Raw genomic sequence first — 21032 nt, 5'->3', positions numbered from 1 at the left:
GAGTCTGTATCAACATGTTATCCCGTTAAAGCTAATTAATTCGTCTTGATTAAATTGAATTCTAACATCTTCTGTTAAATGTAAAATCGTTGAAAATGTAAAACTCAGCAATGAATGACTTTAAAAAATACAATTCCATTTAATATTGAATATTTTGTGCCAATCAAAAAAACCTCTGCCAGCAGAGGTTTTGAATTGTAATGTCCAGAGATGAATATGAACAAAAATTAGGGTTTATAAATACCATGCTCGATCAAATGTAATCTTAAAATACGTCTTAATTCTAAGACTGCCTCAGGCGTTTCCTGAATAGAGTGTCCACCTTTGATAATAATTTCAGAAGCTGCGCCTTTTAAATGTGCACTTTTATAGGGTACAACACCATCATTAATAAGATTTGGATCATCACTATCGGTCAGATTACCCAAAATAGAGTGAAAGGTGATGTCTTTGGTCGGTACAACATTTTCAGTTAGTTTAGTAAATCTTGAGTTATGACTTAAGTCACTTGGACCGTTTTCAATAAGGCCATGACCTAACTCTTTCACGAAATGTTGCATATTGATGTCTTTTTCAATGAGGGAGTCTGCAAATGCACCCAAGAAAGCACCTGGTAATTTTATGATTTTTCGAGCGGCACGTGTAAACCAGCGATCAGCATAGTCCGTACCGCGATGAGGAGCAGCAATGAAAATAGCGCGATCGAAGTTTTTCACAGGTTTCATGTTGAGACGTGCTTTAAATAATGGTTCGTCCTTAAAGCGATTCAATGACTGTGATTTCAATATTTTTAAAGCAGGAGTTGTTAGGTCTGCATCACTGACCAGTAGGCGAGCAATTATTCCTCCCATACTGTGGCCAATCAATACAGCATCTTTTGCTGAAGCTGTATTTGAGTCTAAACTCGAAAATGCTTGATTAATCACGGCATTAATTTGGAAGCGACTTTCCAAGATAGGCATATTGGTTGAATAGAACACCTGCCAAACTTGATAATGTTCACGTAAAACCACATCACCCATAATGTCATTGGTTAAACGGATCCACGCTTCAGGACTGCTTGCAAGACCATGCACTAAAACGATAATTTTCTTTTTAGGATTATAGGGTTCAAGCATATACAAATGCGGCATGGTGATACTGTTATCACGATCGATTAAGCTTAAATACGCTGCTGTACCTAAGTTGTTTTCTGCAAGCCATAGTCCATAAGGAGCTGAAAAATTGGCTGCCAATGGATACTCTTTATTGGCAATTTTGAGCTTTTCTACACTATAAGGATCATAAATATTCAGTTGAAAATATGGATTGTTAATGATGTCATCTACACTGCCAGCAGATTTTGGTACTGCCGTCATGGTCACTGATAAATAGCGTGGATGATGAATATTTGGATTCTTTCCACCTTCATAAGCGTGATTTAAAGGATCGACGATGTATTTGCCAGTATCTTTATATTCAGGTGCGGGCAATGTCGCAATAAATTCAGATCCAAAACCATCTCTACGGTTAATCGAGCGGAGACCGGAAAAGTTTAAGTTATAGCTACTGAGTAAACTCTCAAGTTTTTGATTTGCAATCTCAGGATAGTGATCATAATTGATTAAATAGGTACTTTTGCCAATTTTAATTTCATTGGGTACTTTTTCACCAGTATATCTCAAACCGTAATTGGTGATGAGCTTTGCCAAAGCCTGGTTATAAAAGTCTCGAATTTGTACTTGTCTATTGTCAAAGAGGCGTTCTTGCGGCTGGCGTTGCGTTTTAAATAAATACGCATAACTATATCGAATACTTTTATCGAGCAGTGCCATTTGTTGGTCAAGACATTGATGATATTGTTGTTGATGATTCTTTTGTTTGTCTTCAGATTGATACTTATTGATTAAACTAACATTACATTGTGAAGAGTTACTGAGCTCTAATACTTTGGTTAGATAAGCTTCACTGGCGGTAGAGAGAAGTTGCTCATCTTGAATTTCAGAAATTTGGTCAAGATCAGCGATACATTCTGAAGGATTGTCGGTACACGCTTTAGCTTCTCGGCCTGTCATCGAGAGGACATTTAAACTGGCCTCACTCATTTTTTTACGAGTTAAAATACTATCTCGCTCATTTGCAATAGAGACATTGAGTGCTTGATTTTTAACACTGACGACTTGGCAGCCACTGATCAATATTGGAAAAGAAAAGAGAAGGGCGAGTAGCGTATTTTTCTTCAGTTGCGACATACTTAAAATCGAATTAAAAGTGTTTGAAAATCATACTTTATTTTTGAAAATATAAAAATAAATATAAAAAAATAGGCTGAATTATCAGCCTATTTTGAGATGCATTTTGCGGTTTATTAAGATTTAGCAGGATTGTTCAGGATTTGCCAAACATTATAACGACCTTGCTTTTCAATTTCTTCAATCAAGCGATCCGCCACTTGAGCTTCATCAGGATATTTAACTTTGTAATTTTTCAAAGTTTGAATCGCATTTTTTTTCTGAGAAAGCGCAATGAAGTTATTTGCAGAAACTAAATAAGCTTCTTGTACGCCTGCTTTAATGGCTTTGTCGATGTAAGGAATTGCTTCTTTTTGACCACCGCCTTCAGATAAAGAGAAACCAAACCAGAAGTTTGCTTCAGCGTCATCTTTATTGATCTTCAGAATTTGTTGTGCATATTTCAAAGATTTAGTGGTGTAAGCAGAACCTAAATCTAAGTTACGACCTAAAATACTGGCTTTAAACGCACGGACGAGAATATCGAAAGAAGCTTTGTCATTTGCTGCAAGAGCATCAAGCTGGCTCGAAACTTCTTTTAGCTTGCTTTCAAAACCTTTACGTTCTTGACGGTCTGTAAAACGAGGTGGGTAATGACGTGCTTTACCTTCAACCATCTGCAGAAAGTCATCAATTTCAGTGATATCAATTTCGTTTTGACCCGCTAAAGCAGCATATTTCATCGCACGACTAGAATTATTCACTGTCGGAATAATTAATTTATTGGTGTCTAAAATAAGCTTTTTATTGGGATTGTTTGGATCGGTCACTTCCAGTTTTTGAACAGGTTGAGCAGCAGCCTTTTTCAACTCAAGTTCAAACACAGGCGGTTTCGAATAATCGAAAGGGTTTAAAGCATAAAATGGGGCAGTTAAATCCGGTTCAGTGTAGACGATAGGATCATTGTTTTTTACTTTGTTTGTTGGTGTGCTTGTCGTCGCACACGCTGTAAGCAATGATGACGCTAGAATTGCACATAGTAAAGGTTTAATCGTCATAAGTGATTCCAATATTTTGTTTTATATATCGAGATATGGATGCTCTTCAGTCTAAGAAAAGAATGTCGAACATGCAACTTGAAATGCTCTTTGTTATTCAAACTTATACATTAAATATTGCTTTTTGTGGTTTGAGCCTCGCATTCACGTCTGACTTCATCCAAAATTTTCAACTCTTCAGCACTAAATGGTTGTTGAGACTGCTGAGGATTTTTAAATGTTGGGTCAAGAAGTGACAAACGTTGGCACATATTGTTCATGCTATGTTCATTTTGCTGTATGCGATCTAGCAGTACACGCATTCCTTCAATCATCGGATCTGATTGATCTTGCGTAGTTGCATACGGTTCAAAACCGATGCTTTCAGCATAATCACGGCGGCGACTTTCTTGTTCATTTTCAACTTTTTTATCTTTGAAAATAAAGCGTGCAGGGTTGCCTACAGCAGTGACACCTTCAGGTACTTCTTTGGTCACGACTGCGTTAGAGCCAACTTTGGCATTTTTATGTACCGTAAATGGCCCTAAGATTTTAGCGCCTGCGCCAACCACTACGCCATCTTCGAGAGTGGGATGTCGTTTACCTTTATTCCACGTTGTTCCACCGAGCGTAACACCATGGTAAAGCGTGACATCATCACCAATTTCGGCAGTTTCTCCGATCACAACGCCCATGCCGTGATCAATAAAGAAACGGCGACCAATTTTTGCACCTGGATGTATTTCTATGCCTGTTGCAAAACGGCTGAAAGAGGACAGCATACGTGCAGAAGTTTTACACTCTTTAACCCATAGTTCATGTGCAACACGATGCATAATCAGCGCATGAATGCCAGGATAGGTGGTTAAAACTTCAAATGTATTGCGCGCCGCAGGATCTCGAGCGAACACAGCGCTAATGTCTTCTTTAAGCTGTTTAAGCATCGTTAGTTTTCTCTTCAGATTTGGACTTTTTCCATGTGCCATTATTTAAGGCTTGAACACGTGTAAAAATGCCTCTAAGTAAATGGTATTCCATACGATCCAATTGTATACGTCCGAATAATCGACGCAAGCGTAATGGCAGTAATCTTGGGTTTTCTGGATCTAAAAATTCGATATCAGACAACATTTTTTCCATATGAGGATAAAACTGTTCCATCTGACCGTGATTCACCAGCGGTTCATCCCAGTGCATATTGTCGCTATCAGTCACTTGCATATTCGCTTCTGTATCTACAACAGTATCCATGGTTTCAACAGTTGCCATGCGCATTTCGTAGCAAATGATTTGTATCGCTTGTGCTACATTGAGTACGCCATACTCATTATTCACTGGAATTGTGACATGGTAGTTGGCCATGGCTAACTCTTCATTGGTGAGTCCGCGGTCTTCACGGCCAAAGATGACTGCAATTTTTTGTTGATGGTGAATAACTGCATCCATCGATTTTTGTGCAGCAGGACGAGCATCTAATAATGGCCAAGGAATGGTGCGACTCCGTGCACTGGTGCCAAAAACTAAATGACAATCTTCAATTGCTTCTTCTAAAGTATTAACAATTTCAATTTGATCGATCAAATCTGTTGCACCAGCAGCCAGAGCATCAATATCTGGATGTGGATACGTTTTTGGTGCAACCAAGACCAATTTAACCAAGCCCATCGTTTTCATCGCACGTAATGCACTGCCAATATTTGCAGGTAATGTGGTGTTGACCATGACAATTCGTACATGGGCCAAATGCGCTAAAACAGCAGCATTATCAATAATATTCATAGGTATTCCAAACGATTAAGAGTATTGGCTGACTTCAGATTGGTACAGCTCGATTGCGTCGTCCATGCTCATGTCACTGGGAGGTGGAGCAATGGTCGTAGGACGTGATTCCATCGCTTTATTTTTTGCAGCTTTGGATTTGACTTGATATTCCACATGTAAAGCGTCTTTACCGAAGTAGTCACGCAATTGGCTGAGGAGTGCATCTAAGGGTGCAACATTCCAATTTGGACCTAAGTGAAAATCAGCAGTGGCATATGGATAGTCGAGGAGAAGATGGAGGGGAATATGATTACACATATCCACATCACAAAAAGGCTTAATCATTTTGAGTAAATCTTGATTTAAAGATTTACTAAAATGTTCTTGGTTTAATTTAATTTGAATACAGTTAGCACGTTTTTGACGAATCTCATCAAGAGTAAACGCCTTGGTCAGACGACCCATTGGTCGATCATAACCTTCACGTTCATAAATCTCACCCTCAATGACAACCACTTTTTCATTGACGATAATATCTTTGAAACGTTGGAAGCGCTCATGGTTGGCTGAAATTTCAATTCGAGCTGTTCCGTCATCCAGAGTGACCATCATGCGATTTGGGAAGTTTGCAATATCAACCACCAACCCGGCAAATACTGTGGTTACACCGCGACGAGTAGGCGTAAGTTCATTAATTTTTAAGGACACAAATGATTTGAGTTCTGTGCGATAAACATCAATCGGGTGACCCGTTAAATACAGACCTAGCGTGTCTTTTTCACCTTTTAGGCGAACTTCATCTGACCAAGGTTTGACAGGTTTGGTTGGTTTACGTTGAACTTCTTCAACTTCACCAAACAAATCCATAATACCTGACTCACGATTACTCCGCGCTTGATCCGCTGCTTGGACGGCTTCAGGAAGCTGAGCCATAATCGTGGCACGTTCCATGCCCAAACAATCTAAAGCACCCGATCTAATCAAGGCTTCTAAGGTTCTCTTATTAATTTTTTTCAGATCAATACGATGACAAAAGTCAAAAATATCTTTAAAAGGACCTTGTTGATTACGAGAGTCAATTACGGACTGCATCGCTGCCTCACCCACGCCTTTAATCGCCCCAAGTCCATAGACAATGGTATCCACATCAATGGCATGGAACTGATAAATCGACATATTGACTGAAGGCGGTAATACTTCTAGACCGTTATTTCGACAGTCGTCAATCAAGAACACGATACTGTCAGTGTTCTGCATTTCAGAGGTGAGGACGGCTGACATAAATTCAGCAGGGTAATAAGCTTTTAACCAAGCGGTTTGATAGGCAACCAATGCATAGGCTGCAGCATGTGATTTGTTAAAACCGTAGCCTGCGAATTTTTCCATATAATCGAAAATATGGTTAGCAGTACCTTCATCAATTTCTTTAAGCGCAGCACCTTCAATAAAGATTTGGCGTTGCTTAACCATTTCCTCTGGTTTCTTTTTACCCATGGCACGACGTAGCATGTCCGCGCCACCAAGCGTATAGCCAGCACAATATTGCGCAGCTTGCATCACCTGTTCTTGGTAAACCATAATGCCGTACGTTGGTTCTAAAACACCTTCCAGTAAGGGATGTAAGTATTCAAACTGACCCCCATGCATACGGTGAATAAAGTCAGGAATAAGATCCATAGGTCCTGGACGATACAAGGACACAAAGGCAATAATTTCTTCAAATTTACTTGGCTTGGCTTCCTTGAGCATTTTTTTCATGCCCACGGATTCAAACTGGAAAACCGCGGTTGTATTGGCATCCGCGAAAATCGAATACGCTTTAGGATCATCTAATTCAATTCGAGCAATATCCAGTGGCGTGTCTGATTTTAAACGTGCATTAATATGCTGAACCGCATCTTCAATGACGGTGAGATTTCGTAGACCCAAGAAGTCAAATTTGACTAGACCTGCAGCCTCAACGTCATCTTTATCGAATTGAGCCACACGGCTTGAGCCATCTGCCTCACACATGACTGCCGAATAATCAGTAATTTTGGTTGGTGCAATGACCACACCGCCCGCATGTTTACCGGTATTACGTGTAATACCTTCCAGTTTTAATGCCATTTCCCAAATTTCAGCAGCATCATCATTGTCAGGGTTGGACGGGTTGGTCACGATATCTTTAAGTTGTGGCTCAGCCTCAATCGATTCTTGCAAAGTCAAACCTAATGGTTTGGTTGGAATCATTTTTGAAATTCGATCTGCCAAACCATAAGACTTGCCGAGTACACGTGCAACATCACGAATCGCACCTTTTGCAGCCATCGTACCGAAAGTGGCAATCTGAGAAACTGCATCACGACCATAGTGACGTGCCACATAATCGATAACTTTATCGCGACCTGCGATACAAAAGTCGATGTCAAAATCGGGCATTGAAACACGTTCAGGGTTTAAGAAACGTTCGAACAGCAGGTCATAACGTAAAGGATCAAGGTCAGTAATTTTTAGGCTATAGGCCACCAATGAGCCTGCGCCTGAACCACGGCCAGGACCTACAGGAACGCCATTGTTCTTAGACCATCCGATGAAGTCCATGACAATGAGAAAATAGCCTGGGAAGCCCATTTCATTAATGATATTAATTTCGTATGCCAAACGTTCATCATAAGGTTTACGAATTTCTGCCCAATCTTCATCGCGATGTTCTGGAGGATAGAGAAAGTTTAAACGTTCTTCCAAACCTTCTTGCGACACATGGGCAAAAAATGTATCGATCGTATGACCTTCAGGAATTGGATAATCAGGTAAGTCATTAAAGCCTAATCGAAGAGTGGTATTACAACGCTTGGCAATTTGTATTGTATTTTCAATCGCACTCGGAATATCTGAAAATAATTCAATCATCTGTTCAGATGTTTTGAAGTACTGTTCTGAACTATAAGTACGGGGACGGCGATTATCACCGAGTACAAAACCATCTGCGATACAGACACGAGCTTCATGCGCTTCATAATCTTCAGCATGGATAAAGTGCACATCATTATGTGCGACAACACCAATACGATATTTTTCAGCGAGTTTTACTGCTTCATGAATAAAATCTTCTTCTTGAGGGCGGTTTGTTCGTGTTAAAGCAAGATAGACACGATTACCAAACTTTTCGATCCATTCTTCTAGTAGCGGTTCTGCTTTTTGTGGATTACCCGAACAAAGCATTTCACCAACGTCACTTTTAATGCCCAACATGACGATAAGATCTGAAGATTGCTCGAGGACCCATTGTTTTTGAACACACGGAATACTGAGTTGTTGGCCTTCGATAAAACCTCGTGAAACAACTTCGGTCAAACTACGCCAGCCTGTATTGTTCATGGCTAATAAAGTGACACGATGAGATTCATCATTTAAGCGAATCGTGCTGCCTAAAATAGGTTTAATGCCACTGTTTAAGCATTTTGTATAAAACTTAACGGCCGCATGTAGGTTCGACAAATCATTGATCGCCAAAGCCGGCATTTCATCTTTTAATGCAGATTTCATTAACTCGGGTATACGTACAATCGATTCTGTAATCGAAAATTCTGTATGAATACCAAGATGTACAAACTGCATAAATGAATCCTTCGCTAAGTCTAAGTCTATTTTAACATGCTCTCGTTGTTCCGTGACTGCAAAACCGCTGTTTTATAATTTTTAGCTGAACCAAAAGAAGTCTTTGAATATTTTGCGTACATTTATTCAAAATGAAAGCACAATCTGACAAATCTCGAATGATTAATTTAATTGCTTGTATGATTCTTAATTGCGGTGAGTCGATAATTCTTAAAACAAAAAATGATTATTTTTAAGTATGAACTGAAATTGTAGACATAAAACGATTCAAAACAAAATGTATCAATAGGCCTCTTTCATCAATCTAAAAAGTTCTCTAAGTGGCGATGAATTTATATGTGAATTTCTATTTCTATTTCTATTTCTATTTCTATTTTGGAGAGGATTAGAATAATTGATTATTGAGAGAAGACTGATGGTGAACTTGTTTTTAAAAAATGACTCATGCAAAGATTTAGTTTTAAATAAGTCTAATTCTAATCATGTGTCTAAAGAGATTATTTTAATGCATTACGGCTGAGTTGAGCAGTAATGCATTTGAAAATGGACTAAATACGCTAAATAAGAATTTAATGTGCTAAATGAAATGTATGAAACATTTCTATTTTAGACAGATTAGTAGTCCCAGAACATACGTTGAATTTCTTTAGCATCTTTGGTTTTAGTGAGCGCTAAGGCTGCCAAAAGTTTTGCTTTTTGTGGATTTAAATCATGCGCAACCACCCAACCATATTTATCATCAGGTTGTTCAGCATTACGTAATACGAACCCTTGAGGAACGCGTGAAGATCGAATGATTTGAACGCCATTTTTTTGTAATTCGTTCAGTGTTGGCACAATGTTTTTAGCGACTGAGCCATTTCCTGTACCTGCATGAATGATCGCTTTTGCACCCGCTTTAGCATAGGCAGTATAAGCATCAGGAACCATATTGCTCGAACCATAAACAATTTGTACCAGCGGTAAAGCATCACCTTTGATGTTCTCAATGTTAAATTCTGAGCGATTATTGAAGCGTTTTACAGACTGTCTAAACCAATAAGACTTTCCTTCAATTAAGGTCCCTAAAGCGCCCCATTGACTACCAAAAGAGTGGGTATGTAAGTTAATTGCTTTGGTCACGTCACGGGCAGCAAAAATACTGTCGTTCATTAAAATGAAAACACCTTTGCCTTTCGCCGTATCGTCAGCTGCAAGGGCCACAGCGCTGTATAAATTCAAAGGGCCATCAGCAGACAGAGCTGTCGAAGGACGCATTGAGCCCACCAAGACAATAGGTTTGTCTGTATGAATGACCAAATTTAAAAAGAAAGCAGTTTCTTCTAAGGTATCTGTACCATGAGTAATGACCACACCATTCACATCAGGTTTTTTAACTAAGTCGTTTACTTGTCGTGCCAATGAGAGAAGCTCTTTATCTGTAATACTTTCAGAGGCAACTTGCATGGCTTGTACGCCACTGACATTTGCTAAATCTTGAATTTGCGGTACAGCGGTCAGTAATGCATCTACAGGGACTTTCGCAGCGGTATACGTTGCGCTATTGGTCGAGCTTGCGCCAGCACCAGCAATCGTACCGCCAGTCGCGACCACGACCACATTATTTTTTGCAAAACTGCTTAAGGGTAAAAGTAGACCAAGAGAAAGTGTCAGTACGCTTAGTGTTTTTTTCATGATTCATCCTTTAAAGTTTCTTTTGGTTTTAACATTCAATTTTTAGCTTTCAAACTAAGCATCTCGTTTTAATGCATTCAACTTTAAGTTCAAATATATCTTTAGCTTCAAGTTAAAGCATTTTCTATGCCATGTCGTAAGGTAAACGAATCATATGAAATTGAATATATCTAATAATAAATAGGAATCTGCGTTAGATCATTTAAATTGATAGTGCTCGTGTCTAAGCGGATAAAGCTGTTTTAAATAGATTATGTAAATTTGAAATTATGAATTAATAAAATTTATTTAAAAAAAGCTTAAACCCTAAAGTCTAAGCTTTTCAATACTCACTCAACATTCATTCAAGAATCATTCAGGGCATACTCAAGAATCAATCAAGTCATGATTAACGCATTTTCGACAAGAATCGATCCAGACGATTAATCGCTTCTCGAAGTTCATTTTCAGCAGGTAAGAATACCACTCGGAAATGATCGGGTGTTGGCCAGTTAAAACCTGTCCCTTGAACTAAAAGCACTTTTTCTGCTTTTAGGAAATCTAGCATCAACTGTTCATCATCCTGAATCGGATAAATTTCTGGGTCAAGTTTAGGGAAGCAATACATTGCACCTTCAGGTTTAACACAAGATACGCCAGGAATCTCATTGAGCATTTGCCAAGCAATATTACGTTGTTCATAAAGACGGCCGCCTGGACGAATCAAATCATTAATCGATTGATAACCTCCAAGAGCAGTTTGAATGGCATATTGGGCTTGATGGTTAGCGCATAAACGCATAGAGGCCAACATGTCTAAACCTTCAATATAATCTGCAGCACGGGATTTATCGCCTGTGATTGCCATCCAACCCGAACGGAAACCAGCGATTCGGTAAGATTTAGATAACCCGTTGAATGATACGCACAGTAGATTGCCTGCGAGTGCGGCTACAGAGACATGTTCAATACCGTCATAAACGATTTTGTCATAAATTTCATCTGCAAATAAAATCAGATCATATTTTTTCGCCAAAGCGACTATTTTTTCTAAAACATGGCGTGGATAAACAGCGCCAGTCGGATTATTCGGATTAATAATCACAATACCACGCGTATTTGGCGTGATTTTGTTTTCCATGTCTTGAATGTCCGGATACCAGTTGTCTTCTTCATCACATTTATAGTGAATCGCAGTACCACCTGATAAGTTTACAGCCGCAGTCCACAACGGATAGTCAGGCATTGGAACCAGCATTTCATCGCCATCATCCAATAAACCTTGCATAGACATTACAATCAGTTCAGAGACACCATTGCCGATATATACGTCATTGACGTCCATATCAAAAATGCCTTTCTGTTGGTAATACTGACAAACTGCCTTACGCGCAGGGAAGATACCTTTAGAGTCGGTATAACCAATCGCATTCGGTAAATTCAAAGCAACATCATTGATAATTTCTTGGGGTGCTTCAAAACCGAAAGGAGCAGGATTGCCAATATTCAACTTAATAATCTTATGTCCTGCTTCTTCCATTTCGTTGGCGGCGCGTAACACAGGTCCACGAATGTCGTAGCAAACATGCTCGAGCTTTGACGATTTTTTTATTTGTCGTGGTGATGTGTTACCTAAAACGGACATATTTCCATCCAATTATTCTGGGTGAGTGAATATAGATTACCAATTATCACAATCTATGTAGAAATTTAGCTAGAAATTTAGTGAGCTCTAGCGTAAATATGAAGGTACTGAAGCATGACACTGAATGTCAAAGATTTAAAGGAGTTAATCATGGGAAAACTCAATAAAACAGACCGAGAGTGGCAAAGAGAGTTATCGCCTGAGGAATATCGGGTTACCCGTCAGAAAGGTACGGAAGCAGCATTCACTGGTAAGTTTTGGAATACCAAGCAAGATGGTACATATATCTGCCGTTGTTGTGGAGAAGCGTTATTTTCTTCAGAAACAAAATACGACAGCGGTTGTGGTTGGCCCAGCTTTTATCGAGCGATTAATCCTTCTGCAATAGAAGAGCATGACGATCACTCTCATGGTATGAACCGGACTGAAATTGTTTGCCATCACTGTGACGCACATTTGGGGCATGTGTTTGAGGATGGACCAGAACCTACAGGACTACGTTATTGCGTAAACTCTGCGTCATTAGAATTAAAAACAGAAAAGAAAAATGATGAGGAAACCTATCCATGACCAACATCTATCAGTTTGAAGCGGAATTATTAGAAGGCGCAAATAAACAATTATCTGACTATGAAGGCAAGGTGTTGTTGATTGTAAATACGGCAAGTAAATGTGGTTTTACACCGCAATTTGCTGGACTCGAGAAATTATATGAAAAATATAATGCTCAAGGTTTAGAAGTGCTTGGTTTTCCGTGTAATCAATTTGGCGGACAAGACCCAGGCGACAATGAGGAAATTGGTGCTTTCTGCCAACGAAATTATGGTGTTTCTTTTCCAATGTTTGCAAAAGTTAATGTCAAAGGTCCAGAAGCTCACGTGATATTCCGTTATTTAACCAATAACAGTAAAGGGGTTTTAGGCAGTGGGATTAAATGGAATTTCACTAAATTTCTGATTGGTAAAGACGGTAAAGTTTTAAATCGTTATGCACCAACCACGAAGCCTGAAACGCTTGAAGAAGATATCGAAAAAGCACTGGCTGGCTGATGGTCTGGTTAAAAAAATCAGCTACTTATAGCTGATTTTTTTTGCTTAATGTTTTGTTTTAAAGTTTTATAAAGGTCTAGCTTGAAATCATAAAGCCGCCAATATACTTAATAATATTGGCGCTAAAATTGAAAGAATAAAACCACTCACCATGGCATGAGGAATAAACTCATTTCCGCAGGCTTGTTTGACCATAGGCAGTGTTACATCCATCGCCGTTGCACCAGCTGAAGAGATGGCAGAGCGGGGGTAACGCCAACCGATCATATACATAAAAAGTATGGCAAAAATCTCACGGAATAAGTCGTTGATTAAAGCAACGCTTCCGAGTTCAGCATTTTTAAGCTCAGTGACGACAATGCCTGACATTGAATAAAAACCATAACCTTGCGAAAGCATAATAAGATCTTTCAAACTGATATTATGGATCACTAGCGCCGCGATAAATGCACCAAATATAGATCCGATAATACATCCTACAGGTACAAGAAGTATTTTCCAGTTGAGCCAAGAGCGATCAAGAGGTGAGCGAGCCAAATCTAGACCGATCAAGAACATAAATACCAATAATAGATTCCATGAACTGATATGTATATTTAGCTCAAGTTGACTGATCAAGACGGCAATTACATAACCCAATAATAAGGCGAGAAAAGCATAGCTAATATTGATTAAGGATTTGGTCAGTAAACTGAAGGACACTTTACCTTGGGTTGGCTGATAACCAATGGCTTTATAAAGTAGATAACAAAATAAGAATGCACCCACAGAGGTAGTGAAGGCAAGAATAATCGCATTGGTTAAAATGAGTGCTGGAGAGCTTATGCTATATAAAGTTTGTTCGAATTCAATGGCGATTGCCACTAGCAAGATATAGGTAAAGTAGGGCAGTAACTTTAAAGCAAAAGTTTCAAGCGATTTAGGTAGACGTCCTAATGCGATAAAGCCGAGAAATAAACAAATGAGAAGTTGAAAAATAAGCCAAAGAGATTGCATAAAAAATATTGTATGAGTAGTTGTATACAATTATGACAAATTACCAAGTGAATAAAATGACAATAAGCACTTTATTTCAGTGCTTATTGGGTTTTTAGCTTAATTAGTTTTAAATTTTGTTTGCTGATTTTTAGCTGATGGTTTTGGCTCTTGATTTTGACAAATAATTAAGACGTACTAAGAGTATACGGTATTTTAGATAAAAAACGATAATCCGCTAACTTCACTTTACGTGTGTCTAACCAGTATTTCCAAGTATAACTTGGCCATAAAGAGAAGTTTTTTCCACCTTCTTGTTGATACCAGCTCACGCAACCTGATTGCCAAACCGTGCCTTGAAACTGCGCTTGAACCTTCTCATTAAATTGATCTTGAACCTCTGCTTTAACAGCGACTGCATCAACTTTTAACTGATCTGAAGCTTGAATCAATTGCACAATATAATTGACTTGAGATTCAATCATGAAAATAACAGAATTATGCCCTAAGACTGTGTTGGGACCTAAGAGTTGGAATAGATTCGGAAAACCTTTGGTGCTCATGCCAAGATAACTTTCTGCACCCTCTTGCCAAGCATCTTTCAGTTCAAGATTATTTTCGCCGTAGCACTGAAAAGACTTTAGATAAATTCTTGGGTCGGTAATAAAACCTGTGCCATAAATGAGGCAGTCAATTTTGCGTTTGGTTCCATCTTTGGTGATGATGCTGTCTTCAGTGATTTGCTCAATAGCATCAGTCACTAATTCAACATTGGGGCGATTAAACGTAGGATAATATTTGTTTGATACCAAGATGCGTTTACAGCCCATCGTATAATCTGGTGTCAGCTTCTTAGCGATGGACTTATTTTTTACCTGATAATGAATGAACGCCGTAGCAAGCTTTTGACCTAATTTCATCATTTGAGGTTTAACAATCGGAACGACGCGAGATTCATTCGACCAATAGAGGCGCGCACGGTGTAATTTACGAAACCAGTCAAACTTTTCAAACAAACGTTTATCCAGCGCATTGTATTGACGTTCGTCACGGGGAATTACCCATGCAGCCGTACGTTGAAAGACGTAAAGTTGTTCTGCTTTTGGCGCAATTTCTGGAATGTATTGAATTGCGCTACCGCCTGTTCCAATCGAGGCAATTGCTTTACCGTTTAAATCATACTGATGATTCCATGATGCAGAATGAAATATTTCACCCTTAAATTTCTCAATCCCTTTTATGTTTGGAATTTGAGGAATATGCAATGGACCTGAAGCAAAAATTAAAAATTGAGCTTGTAATTGCTGCCCATCTTTTAGATGAATATCCCAGTGACATTCGTTTTCGTTATAAATGGTAGAAATGACTTCTTTATTAAATTGAATAAGCGGGTTTAATTCATAACTTTTAATTAAGTTTTGAATATATTCTAAAATTTCAGGTGCTTCAGCATAGCGTTTTGACCAGTCGGTTTTGGCTGCAAACGAGAGGGAATACATATGAGATTGTACATCACAGGCCGCACCAGGGTATTGATTTTCACGCCATGTTCCACCGACATCACTGGCTTTTTCTAAAATCACCACATCACGTATATTGTTTTGAAGTAAGCGAATCGCTGCTGCAATACCCCCAAAACCTGAACCAATAATCGCGACTTTATATTTTGAGGTGCTTGGGGCTAATGTTTTGATTTTATCGATACCCTGCATAGAATATTTCCATATAATTTTATGAGCAATGCCATCTTAATGAATTTTTTGAAAATAGAATATGATTATGCAGGCAGCAAAAATTGATCTTTTCGGCAATATTCTTTGTGTCCAGTTTCAGGTAAAACTAATCAAATTGTAAAAATGAAGAATCAAAAAATTTCCAATGAAAAGATCCATACTCGGTTTGTTGTATTTAATTCAAGGCATGCGTCAAGTGGGTATAGATGTAGATACACGCTTAGAGAGTATTGGGTTGCAAGCAAATGCATTAGATCCGAGTGCTATTATTCATCCAGATCTTGAGTGGGATATTCTTCAAGTGATTGCAAAAGATATTCCATCTGAATTAGGGCTAAAAATCGGCCAGCATTACGCTTTAGCAGGCTACGGCCCAATGTTAATGTTATTGGTTACTAGTCCAACCGCGGAAATTGCTGTAAAAAATGGTATTTATTATCAAGGCCTCACGCATTTATCAGGCGTATTAGGTTTAGCGATGTCGAGTGAAATGGTGGCATTGACGTATAAACCTGTATCAATGGAAACCTCTCTAGGGCTCTTAAGAGCGCAATGCGAAATTTCTGGCACTTATAAATTTATCCAAGATGTTTATAAAATGGTTGGGCTGATCATGCCTGAAATCCAAGTTGAACTTCCATTTAAAAAGCCTACGGATGTAGACGTTTTAAATCAATATTATGAATATTATGGTCGCAATTTAAATTTTGATATGTCCTATGCCAGCTTCGGTTTCGAGCCTGAAATTTTAAAGCTCAAAATCCCTTCGGCCGATGCCATTACATTTAATATTTATAAAGCCAAATGCGAATTAGAAGTTCAACGACTGGGGAGTGAAAATTTAAACAAAAGCAGTCTTGTTGAACGCGTGAATGATTATCTTGAGATGCAGAAAGGATTTATACCTACCATGGCAGAAACTGCAAATGCACTCAATATTCCAGAGCGGACGTTGCGTTATCAATTACAGCAGCTTAATACCAGTTATAAAGAAATTAGAGAGCAATTGATTAAGGATAAAGCGCTAAGGTTCATTGAATATAAAGAATACTCAATTGAAGTGATTGCCGAAATGTTAGGTTATTCAGAGCCGGCGGCATTTAATCATGCATTCAAACGATGGTTTGGACAAAGTCCAAGACAATATGGTAAATAGCCTAATGTTAAATAGCCTAGCTTGAACGCTGAAGATTAAATGTTGAATATTGAGCATTATGCCAAAGTGTTATTTCACAAATCCATTATTTAGATATACTTCCATCAGCCCACAATAGTAAATAAATTTTATGTTAGATCCAAAATCGAATCAGAGTAATTTAGGTACACAAATAAAATCTCCATCAGAGCGATATGCCAATGCGATTTCGTCTGGACAATTTATGGCAGATGATGCTCAAGCCGAAGCGGTACATGAGTTAAACCGTGTTTGGGAAGAGTTGATTTCGCGTTATAAAGCGTCTAAAAAAGCATTCCGTCGTTTTCGCCGTCAAACGTCTCCCCAAGGTGTTTACATGTGGGGTGGAGTAGGGCGTGGCAAAACGTGGTTGATGGATCAGTTTTATGAATCAATCCCATTTCGCCGTAAGACACGCATGCATTTCCATCACTTTATGCAATATGTGCATAAAGAACTAAATCGCAATTCTGGACAACAAAACCCACTCGATATTGTTGCTGAGCAAATTTATAAAGAAGCTGTGGTTATCTGTTTTGATGAGTTTTTTGTTTCAAACGTTACCGACGCAATGATTTTGAGTGACCTCTTTCAAAAGCTATTTACACGTGGCATTACCTTGGTGGCAACCTCGAATATTGCGCCAGATGGATTATATAAAAATGGTATCCATCGAGATCGTTTTATTCCAACGATTGAAATGGTAAAGAAACACTGCCGAGTATTAAATGTAGATGCGGGTGTGGATTATCGTTTAAGAGTGCTGAAACAAGCGCAACTGTTTAAATCACCACTGACACATGATCACAATGTTTGGATGGCTCAACGCTTTGCCGCATTGACGCAATCACAAACAGTCAGTGATGAGCCGATCATTATTAATCAACGCTTAGTTGAAACTTTAGGTCATACCGAGGATGTACTGTGGTGTGAATTTAAAGAACTGTGTATGAAACCTCGAAGTCCTTCAGATTTCATTCAAATATCCAATATTTATAATACCGTTTTGGTGAGTAATGTTCCGAATTTAGATGACGTATTGTCTGAAGGTACACGTCGCTTTATTTATTTGGTTGATGAGTTTTATGATCGCGGTGTAAAGCTATTATTAACCTCAGAAGCCAGTATTATTGATATTTATAGTGGTGAAAAACTGGCATTTGAAATAGAAAGAACGCGTTCAAGACTCTTAGAAATGCAATCTGATGAATATTTACAATCAGCACATCTTCAAATTGAAGCCGCTGCATCATCTGCTTAATGATTAACTAAAACTTGATATAATTTTATCTGGACAAAAAGAGAGCTCAAGCTCTCTTTTTTATTTAGAAATAAAAAAAATCATTGCTAACTCTGAGTAATTTATGCTGCGGTCAAGGCTAATATTTCAGATTTAAAAATTAAAAAATTCTCTAGTTCGATCTACTTGTCAGATAGTAGCGCTTCATTTTTATATATTTATCTAAATTGACTCAAAAGTTTTAGATCTAGATCACCTCTCATTTTAGAGAATGGTGGTCACAATCCGTAAACTTTGACAGTTATTGATCATCAATTAAAAATGCACCGTCAAAAAAAGAACAAAATGAATAATGGTGATTATCGACAATTTGTACTTTTCATGGCTTAATCAAAGTAGGTTGGTGAATTATTGTGCGAAGCTGATTATATTTATCCTCAGCATGCACTTAAGTCTAATTCCTACATTTATAAAACTTTATAAAATGTAGATGCATATTTAAATTGATGATGTAGTTGCTCATGCCGATTTAGTTTAATTGATATACAAAATATGCCAGTTAAATGATCACTATTTCACTGTGTGATATTACTATTCAGCAATGTTTAAATAGGTATACTAGATTCTCTTGTATAAAAAGTAGCAATATCAGGAAAGACAATGACTGCACGTATTCAAAAAGGCAAGTTAGCGATTGCTAAAGAACTCTACGATTTCATCGAAAATGAAGCATTACCAGGTTCTGGTTTAGACAACGAAACATACTGGAAAAACTTTGAACAAGTTGTTGTTGATCTTAGCCCTAAAAATAAAGCACTTTTGGCTAAGCGCGAAGACCTTCAGGCTAAAATTGATGAATGGCACCGCAATAACACTTTTGAATTAGGAGCTTACAAAGCTTTCCTGACAGAAATTGGCTACTTATTACCAGAAGTAGAAGATTTTAAGATCAGCACAGAAAATGTCGATGAAGAAATCGCACTTTTGGCAGGTCCTCAATTGGTGGTTCCAGTTCGAAACGCACGTTATTGCATTAATGCAGCAAATGCGCGTTGGGGTTCACTGTATGATGCCTTATATGGCTTCGATGTGATCTCTGAAGACGGTGGCGCTGAAAAAGGTAAGGGATATAATCCAGTTCGTGGTGATAAAGTCATCGCATTCGCAAAAAATTTCTTAAATGAAAATTTTCCACTTGCAGCAGGTTCACATGCAGATGCGACCAGCTACAAAGTCGATCATAATGCACTTGTCGTTACGCTGAAAGATGGCACCACTACGACTTTAGCGCATGAAGCGCAATTTGTTGGATATAATGGTGACGAATCTGCGCCAAATGAAATTGTATTTAAAAATAATGGTCTACACGTAATCATTGAGATAGATGCGACTAGCCCAATTGGTAAAACTGATGCTGCTGGCGTTAAAGATTTAGTGCTAGAAGCTGCTGTTACGACGATTCAAGATTTAGAAGATTCTATTGCAGCTGTAGATGCTGAAGAAAAAGTGGAAGGCTACCGTAATTGGTTAGGTCTGATGAAAGGCACTTTAGAAGAATCAATTGAGAAAAATGGCAAAACTATTACCCGTACATTGAATCAAGATCGTTCTCATAAAAACTTGATTGGTGGTGAAACCAAGATTCACGGTCGTTCATTGATGTTACTTCGTAATGTCGGTCATTTGATGACTAATCCAGCGATTCTTGTCGATGGTGAAGAGATCTATGAAGGCATCATGGATGCATTGATTACACCATTATTGTCTTTTGCAGACATTAAAGGTGAAAATGAGATCAAGAACTCACGTAAAGGTTCGATGTACATCGTTAAACCGAAAATGCATGGTCCTGAAGAAGTAGCATTTGCAGTTGAGTTGTTCGAACGTTCTGAACAATTACTAGGCTTGCCAGCAAAAACGTTGAAAATAGGGATTATGGATGAAGAACGCCGTACCTCTGTCAACTTGAAGAATTGTATTGCTCAAGCCAAAGACCGTACTATTTTCATTAATACGGGCTTTATGGATCGTACAGGCGATGAAATTCATACCTTTATGGAAGCTGGCCCATTCGTTCGTAAGGGCGAAGTAAAAGGTCAAATCTGGTTCCCAGCGTACGAAAACCGTAACGTTATGGTCGGTTTGCAAACAGGTTTACGTGGTAAAGCACAGATTGGTAAAGGCATGTGGCCAAAACCAGATATGTTGCTAGATATGTATAAAACTAAAACTGAGCATCCAGATGCCGGTGCAAGTTGTGCTTGGGTACCATCACCAGCAGGTGCGGTAATACACGCGATTCATTATCACCAAATTAATGTTTCAAATCGTCAGCAAGAATTGTTGGCTACAGAGGCATTACCTTTGGATGACTTGTTAACTCCACCGCTTGCTAAAGATACCAATTGGACTGCTGAAGAAAAAACCAAAGAACTTGAAAATAACCTTCAAGGTATTTTAGGTTATGTGGTTCGTTGGGTAGATTTGGGTGTTGGTTGTTCTAAAGTGCCAGACATTAACGATGTTGGTTTAATGGAAGACCGTGCGACGCTTCGTATTTCTTCACAACATGTAGCGAACTGGTTACGCCATGGTATCGTTACAAAAGAGCAAGTTGAAGAAGTGTTCAAACGTATGGCTGCAATTGTGGATCAGCAAAATGCCAATGATCCACTTTATACACCTATGGCACCAAACTTCGATGGTTTTGCATATAAAGCAGCTTATGATCTTGTGTTTAAAGGTGCTGAACAACCGTCTGGTTATACAGAGCCACTTTTACATGCGGCACGTTTAAAGTTAAAAGGCTATACAGGTGATTAATATCACTGCCAAATTTTTTGGACTAACGTTTTAAATAAAAAAGCCTCTTCGGAGGCTTTTTTATGCAATTGAGCTAATCAAGTTTATGCAATTGGTAAATTAACTAGAACTTGGCTGAATTACACCCTAGAG

The 21032-nt window shown here is 38.5% G+C and carries 14 protein-coding genes; 5 read left to right on the top strand and 9 right to left on the bottom strand.

The window, feature by feature from the left end; all coding sequences use genetic code 11:
* Nucleotides 1-227: 227 nt before the first annotated feature.
* From V5M36_RS09300 to V5M36_RS09270, 7 genes are all read right to left on the bottom strand, one after another.
* The gene (locus V5M36_RS09300; RefSeq protein ID WP_338558217.1) at nt 228-2231 is read right to left on the bottom strand and encodes an alpha/beta hydrolase; all 2004 of its coding nucleotides are present in this window, start codon (nt 2229-2231) and stop codon (nt 228-230) included.
* Between the two features lie 116 nt (nt 2232-2347).
* Nucleotides 2348-3268, bottom strand: a complete 921-nt coding sequence (locus tag V5M36_RS09295; RefSeq protein WP_338558215.1) for an ABUW_2363 family tetratricopeptide repeat lipoprotein — start codon at nt 3266-3268, stop codon at nt 2348-2350.
* A 110-nt stretch (nt 3269-3378) separates the two neighbouring features.
* Nucleotides 3379-4191 carry a serine O-acetyltransferase gene (gene cysE, locus V5M36_RS09290; protein ID WP_338558212.1) on the bottom strand — a complete coding sequence of 271 codons (813 nt, stop codon included), beginning with the start codon at nt 4189-4191 and terminating at the stop codon, nt 3379-3381.
* Nucleotides 4184-5026 (bottom strand): RNA methyltransferase, encoded by an 843-nt coding sequence (locus V5M36_RS09285; protein WP_338558209.1) that lies wholly within the window; start codon nt 5024-5026, stop codon nt 4184-4186. The genes cysE and V5M36_RS09285 overlap by 8 nt, the downstream gene beginning before the upstream one ends.
* Nucleotides 5027-5041: 15 nt before the next feature.
* The gene (dnaE, locus tag V5M36_RS09280) at nt 5042-8608 is read right to left on the bottom strand and encodes a DNA polymerase III subunit alpha (RefSeq protein WP_338558206.1); all 3567 of its coding nucleotides are present in this window, start codon (nt 8606-8608) and stop codon (nt 5042-5044) included.
* A 615-nt stretch (nt 8609-9223) separates the two neighbouring features.
* Complete coding sequence (locus V5M36_RS09275) at nt 9224-10282, bottom strand: asparaginase (protein WP_445206266.1); 1059 nt, start codon at nt 10280-10282, stop codon at nt 9224-9226.
* Between the two features lie 388 nt (nt 10283-10670).
* On the bottom strand, nt 10671-11906 hold the full coding sequence (locus V5M36_RS09270) for a pyridoxal phosphate-dependent aminotransferase (RefSeq protein ID WP_338558203.1): 1236 nt from the start codon (nt 11904-11906) through the stop codon (nt 10671-10673).
* Nucleotides 11907-12056: 150 nt separating this feature from the next.
* Between V5M36_RS09270 and msrB the strand changes: the two genes are divergently transcribed.
* Nucleotides 12057-12476, top strand: coding sequence for a peptide-methionine (R)-S-oxide reductase MsrB (gene msrB / locus V5M36_RS09265; RefSeq protein ID WP_338564129.1), 420 nt, complete (start codon nt 12057-12059; stop codon nt 12474-12476).
* Entirely contained in the window at nt 12473-12955 is a 483-nt protein-coding gene (locus V5M36_RS09260; protein WP_338558201.1) for a glutathione peroxidase, read from the top strand. Before msrB ends, V5M36_RS09260 begins: the two co-directional genes overlap by 4 nt.
* An 87-nt stretch (nt 12956-13042) precedes the next feature.
* On the opposite strand, the gene V5M36_RS09255 is transcribed toward V5M36_RS09260, so the two are convergent.
* Nucleotides 13043-13951, bottom strand: coding sequence for a lysine exporter LysO family protein (locus tag V5M36_RS09255; protein WP_338558199.1), 909 nt, complete (start codon nt 13949-13951; stop codon nt 13043-13045).
* A gap of 167 nt (nt 13952-14118) precedes the next feature.
* Nucleotides 14119-15642 carry a flavin-containing monooxygenase gene (locus V5M36_RS09250; RefSeq protein ID WP_338558197.1) on the bottom strand — a complete coding sequence of 508 codons (1524 nt, stop codon included), beginning with the start codon at nt 15640-15642 and terminating at the stop codon, nt 14119-14121.
* Between the two features lie 166 nt (nt 15643-15808).
* On the opposite strand from V5M36_RS09250, the gene V5M36_RS09245 reads away from it, so the two are divergent.
* The 3 genes from V5M36_RS09245 (at nt 15809) to V5M36_RS09235 (ending at nt 20900) form a co-directional block, all read left to right on the top strand.
* Nucleotides 15809-16819 carry an AraC family transcriptional regulator gene (locus V5M36_RS09245; RefSeq protein WP_338558195.1) on the top strand — a complete coding sequence of 337 codons (1011 nt, stop codon included), beginning with the start codon at nt 15809-15811 and terminating at the stop codon, nt 16817-16819.
* A 130-nt stretch (nt 16820-16949) separates the two neighbouring features.
* Nucleotides 16950-18098, top strand: a complete 1149-nt coding sequence (zapE, locus tag V5M36_RS09240; protein WP_338558193.1) for a cell division protein ZapE — start codon at nt 16950-16952, stop codon at nt 18096-18098.
* A gap of 639 nt (nt 18099-18737) precedes the next feature.
* On the top strand, nt 18738-20900 hold the full coding sequence (locus V5M36_RS09235) for a malate synthase G (RefSeq protein ID WP_338558191.1): 2163 nt from the start codon (nt 18738-18740) through the stop codon (nt 20898-20900).
* The last annotated feature ends 132 nt before the right edge of the window (nt 20901-21032 follow it).

It is taken from the genome of Acinetobacter sp. KS-LM10 (assembly GCF_036896575.1).
Taxonomy (GTDB): Bacteria; Pseudomonadota; Gammaproteobacteria; order Pseudomonadales; family Moraxellaceae; genus Acinetobacter; species Acinetobacter avistercoris.
Note: the sequence above shows the minus strand (reverse complement) of the source record. Positions and strands in the feature narration are given on the sequence as shown.

Bases quoted from the DNA above. Each gene is read 5' to 3' on its own strand.
- V5M36_RS09300 (WP_338558217.1), bottom strand. From the start codon at position 2,231: ATGTCGCAACTGAAGAAAAATACGCTACTCGCCCTTCTCTTTTCTTTT.
- V5M36_RS09295 (WP_338558215.1), bottom strand. From the start codon at position 3,268: ATGACGATTAAACCTTTACTATGTGCAATTCTAGCGTCATCATTGCTT.
- cysE (WP_338558212.1), bottom strand. From the start codon at position 4,191: ATGCTTAAACAGCTTAAAGAAGACATTAGCGCTGTGTTCGCTCGAGAT.
- V5M36_RS09285 (WP_338558209.1), bottom strand. From the start codon at position 5,026: ATGAATATTATTGATAATGCTGCTGTTTTAGCGCATTTGGCCCATGTA.
- dnaE (WP_338558206.1), bottom strand. From the start codon at position 8,608: ATGCAGTTTGTACATCTTGGTATTCATACAGAATTTTCGATTACAGAA.
- V5M36_RS09275 (WP_445206266.1), bottom strand. From the start codon at position 10,282: ATGAAAAAAACACTAAGCGTACTGACACTTTCTCTTGGTCTACTTTTA.
- V5M36_RS09270 (WP_338558203.1), bottom strand. From the start codon at position 11,906: ATGTCCGTTTTAGGTAACACATCACCACGACAAATAAAAAAATCGTCA.
- msrB (WP_338564129.1), top strand. From the start codon at position 12,057: ATGGGAAAACTCAATAAAACAGACCGAGAGTGGCAAAGAGAGTTATCG.
- V5M36_RS09260 (WP_338558201.1), top strand. From the start codon at position 12,473: ATGACCAACATCTATCAGTTTGAAGCGGAATTATTAGAAGGCGCAAAT.
- V5M36_RS09255 (WP_338558199.1), bottom strand. From the start codon at position 13,951: ATGCAATCTCTTTGGCTTATTTTTCAACTTCTCATTTGTTTATTTCTC.
- V5M36_RS09250 (WP_338558197.1), bottom strand. From the start codon at position 15,642: ATGCAGGGTATCGATAAAATCAAAACATTAGCCCCAAGCACCTCAAAA.
- V5M36_RS09245 (WP_338558195.1), top strand. From the start codon at position 15,809: ATGAAAAGATCCATACTCGGTTTGTTGTATTTAATTCAAGGCATGCGT.
- zapE (WP_338558193.1), top strand. From the start codon at position 16,950: ATGTTAGATCCAAAATCGAATCAGAGTAATTTAGGTACACAAATAAAA.
- V5M36_RS09235 (WP_338558191.1), top strand. From the start codon at position 18,738: ATGACTGCACGTATTCAAAAAGGCAAGTTAGCGATTGCTAAAGAACTC.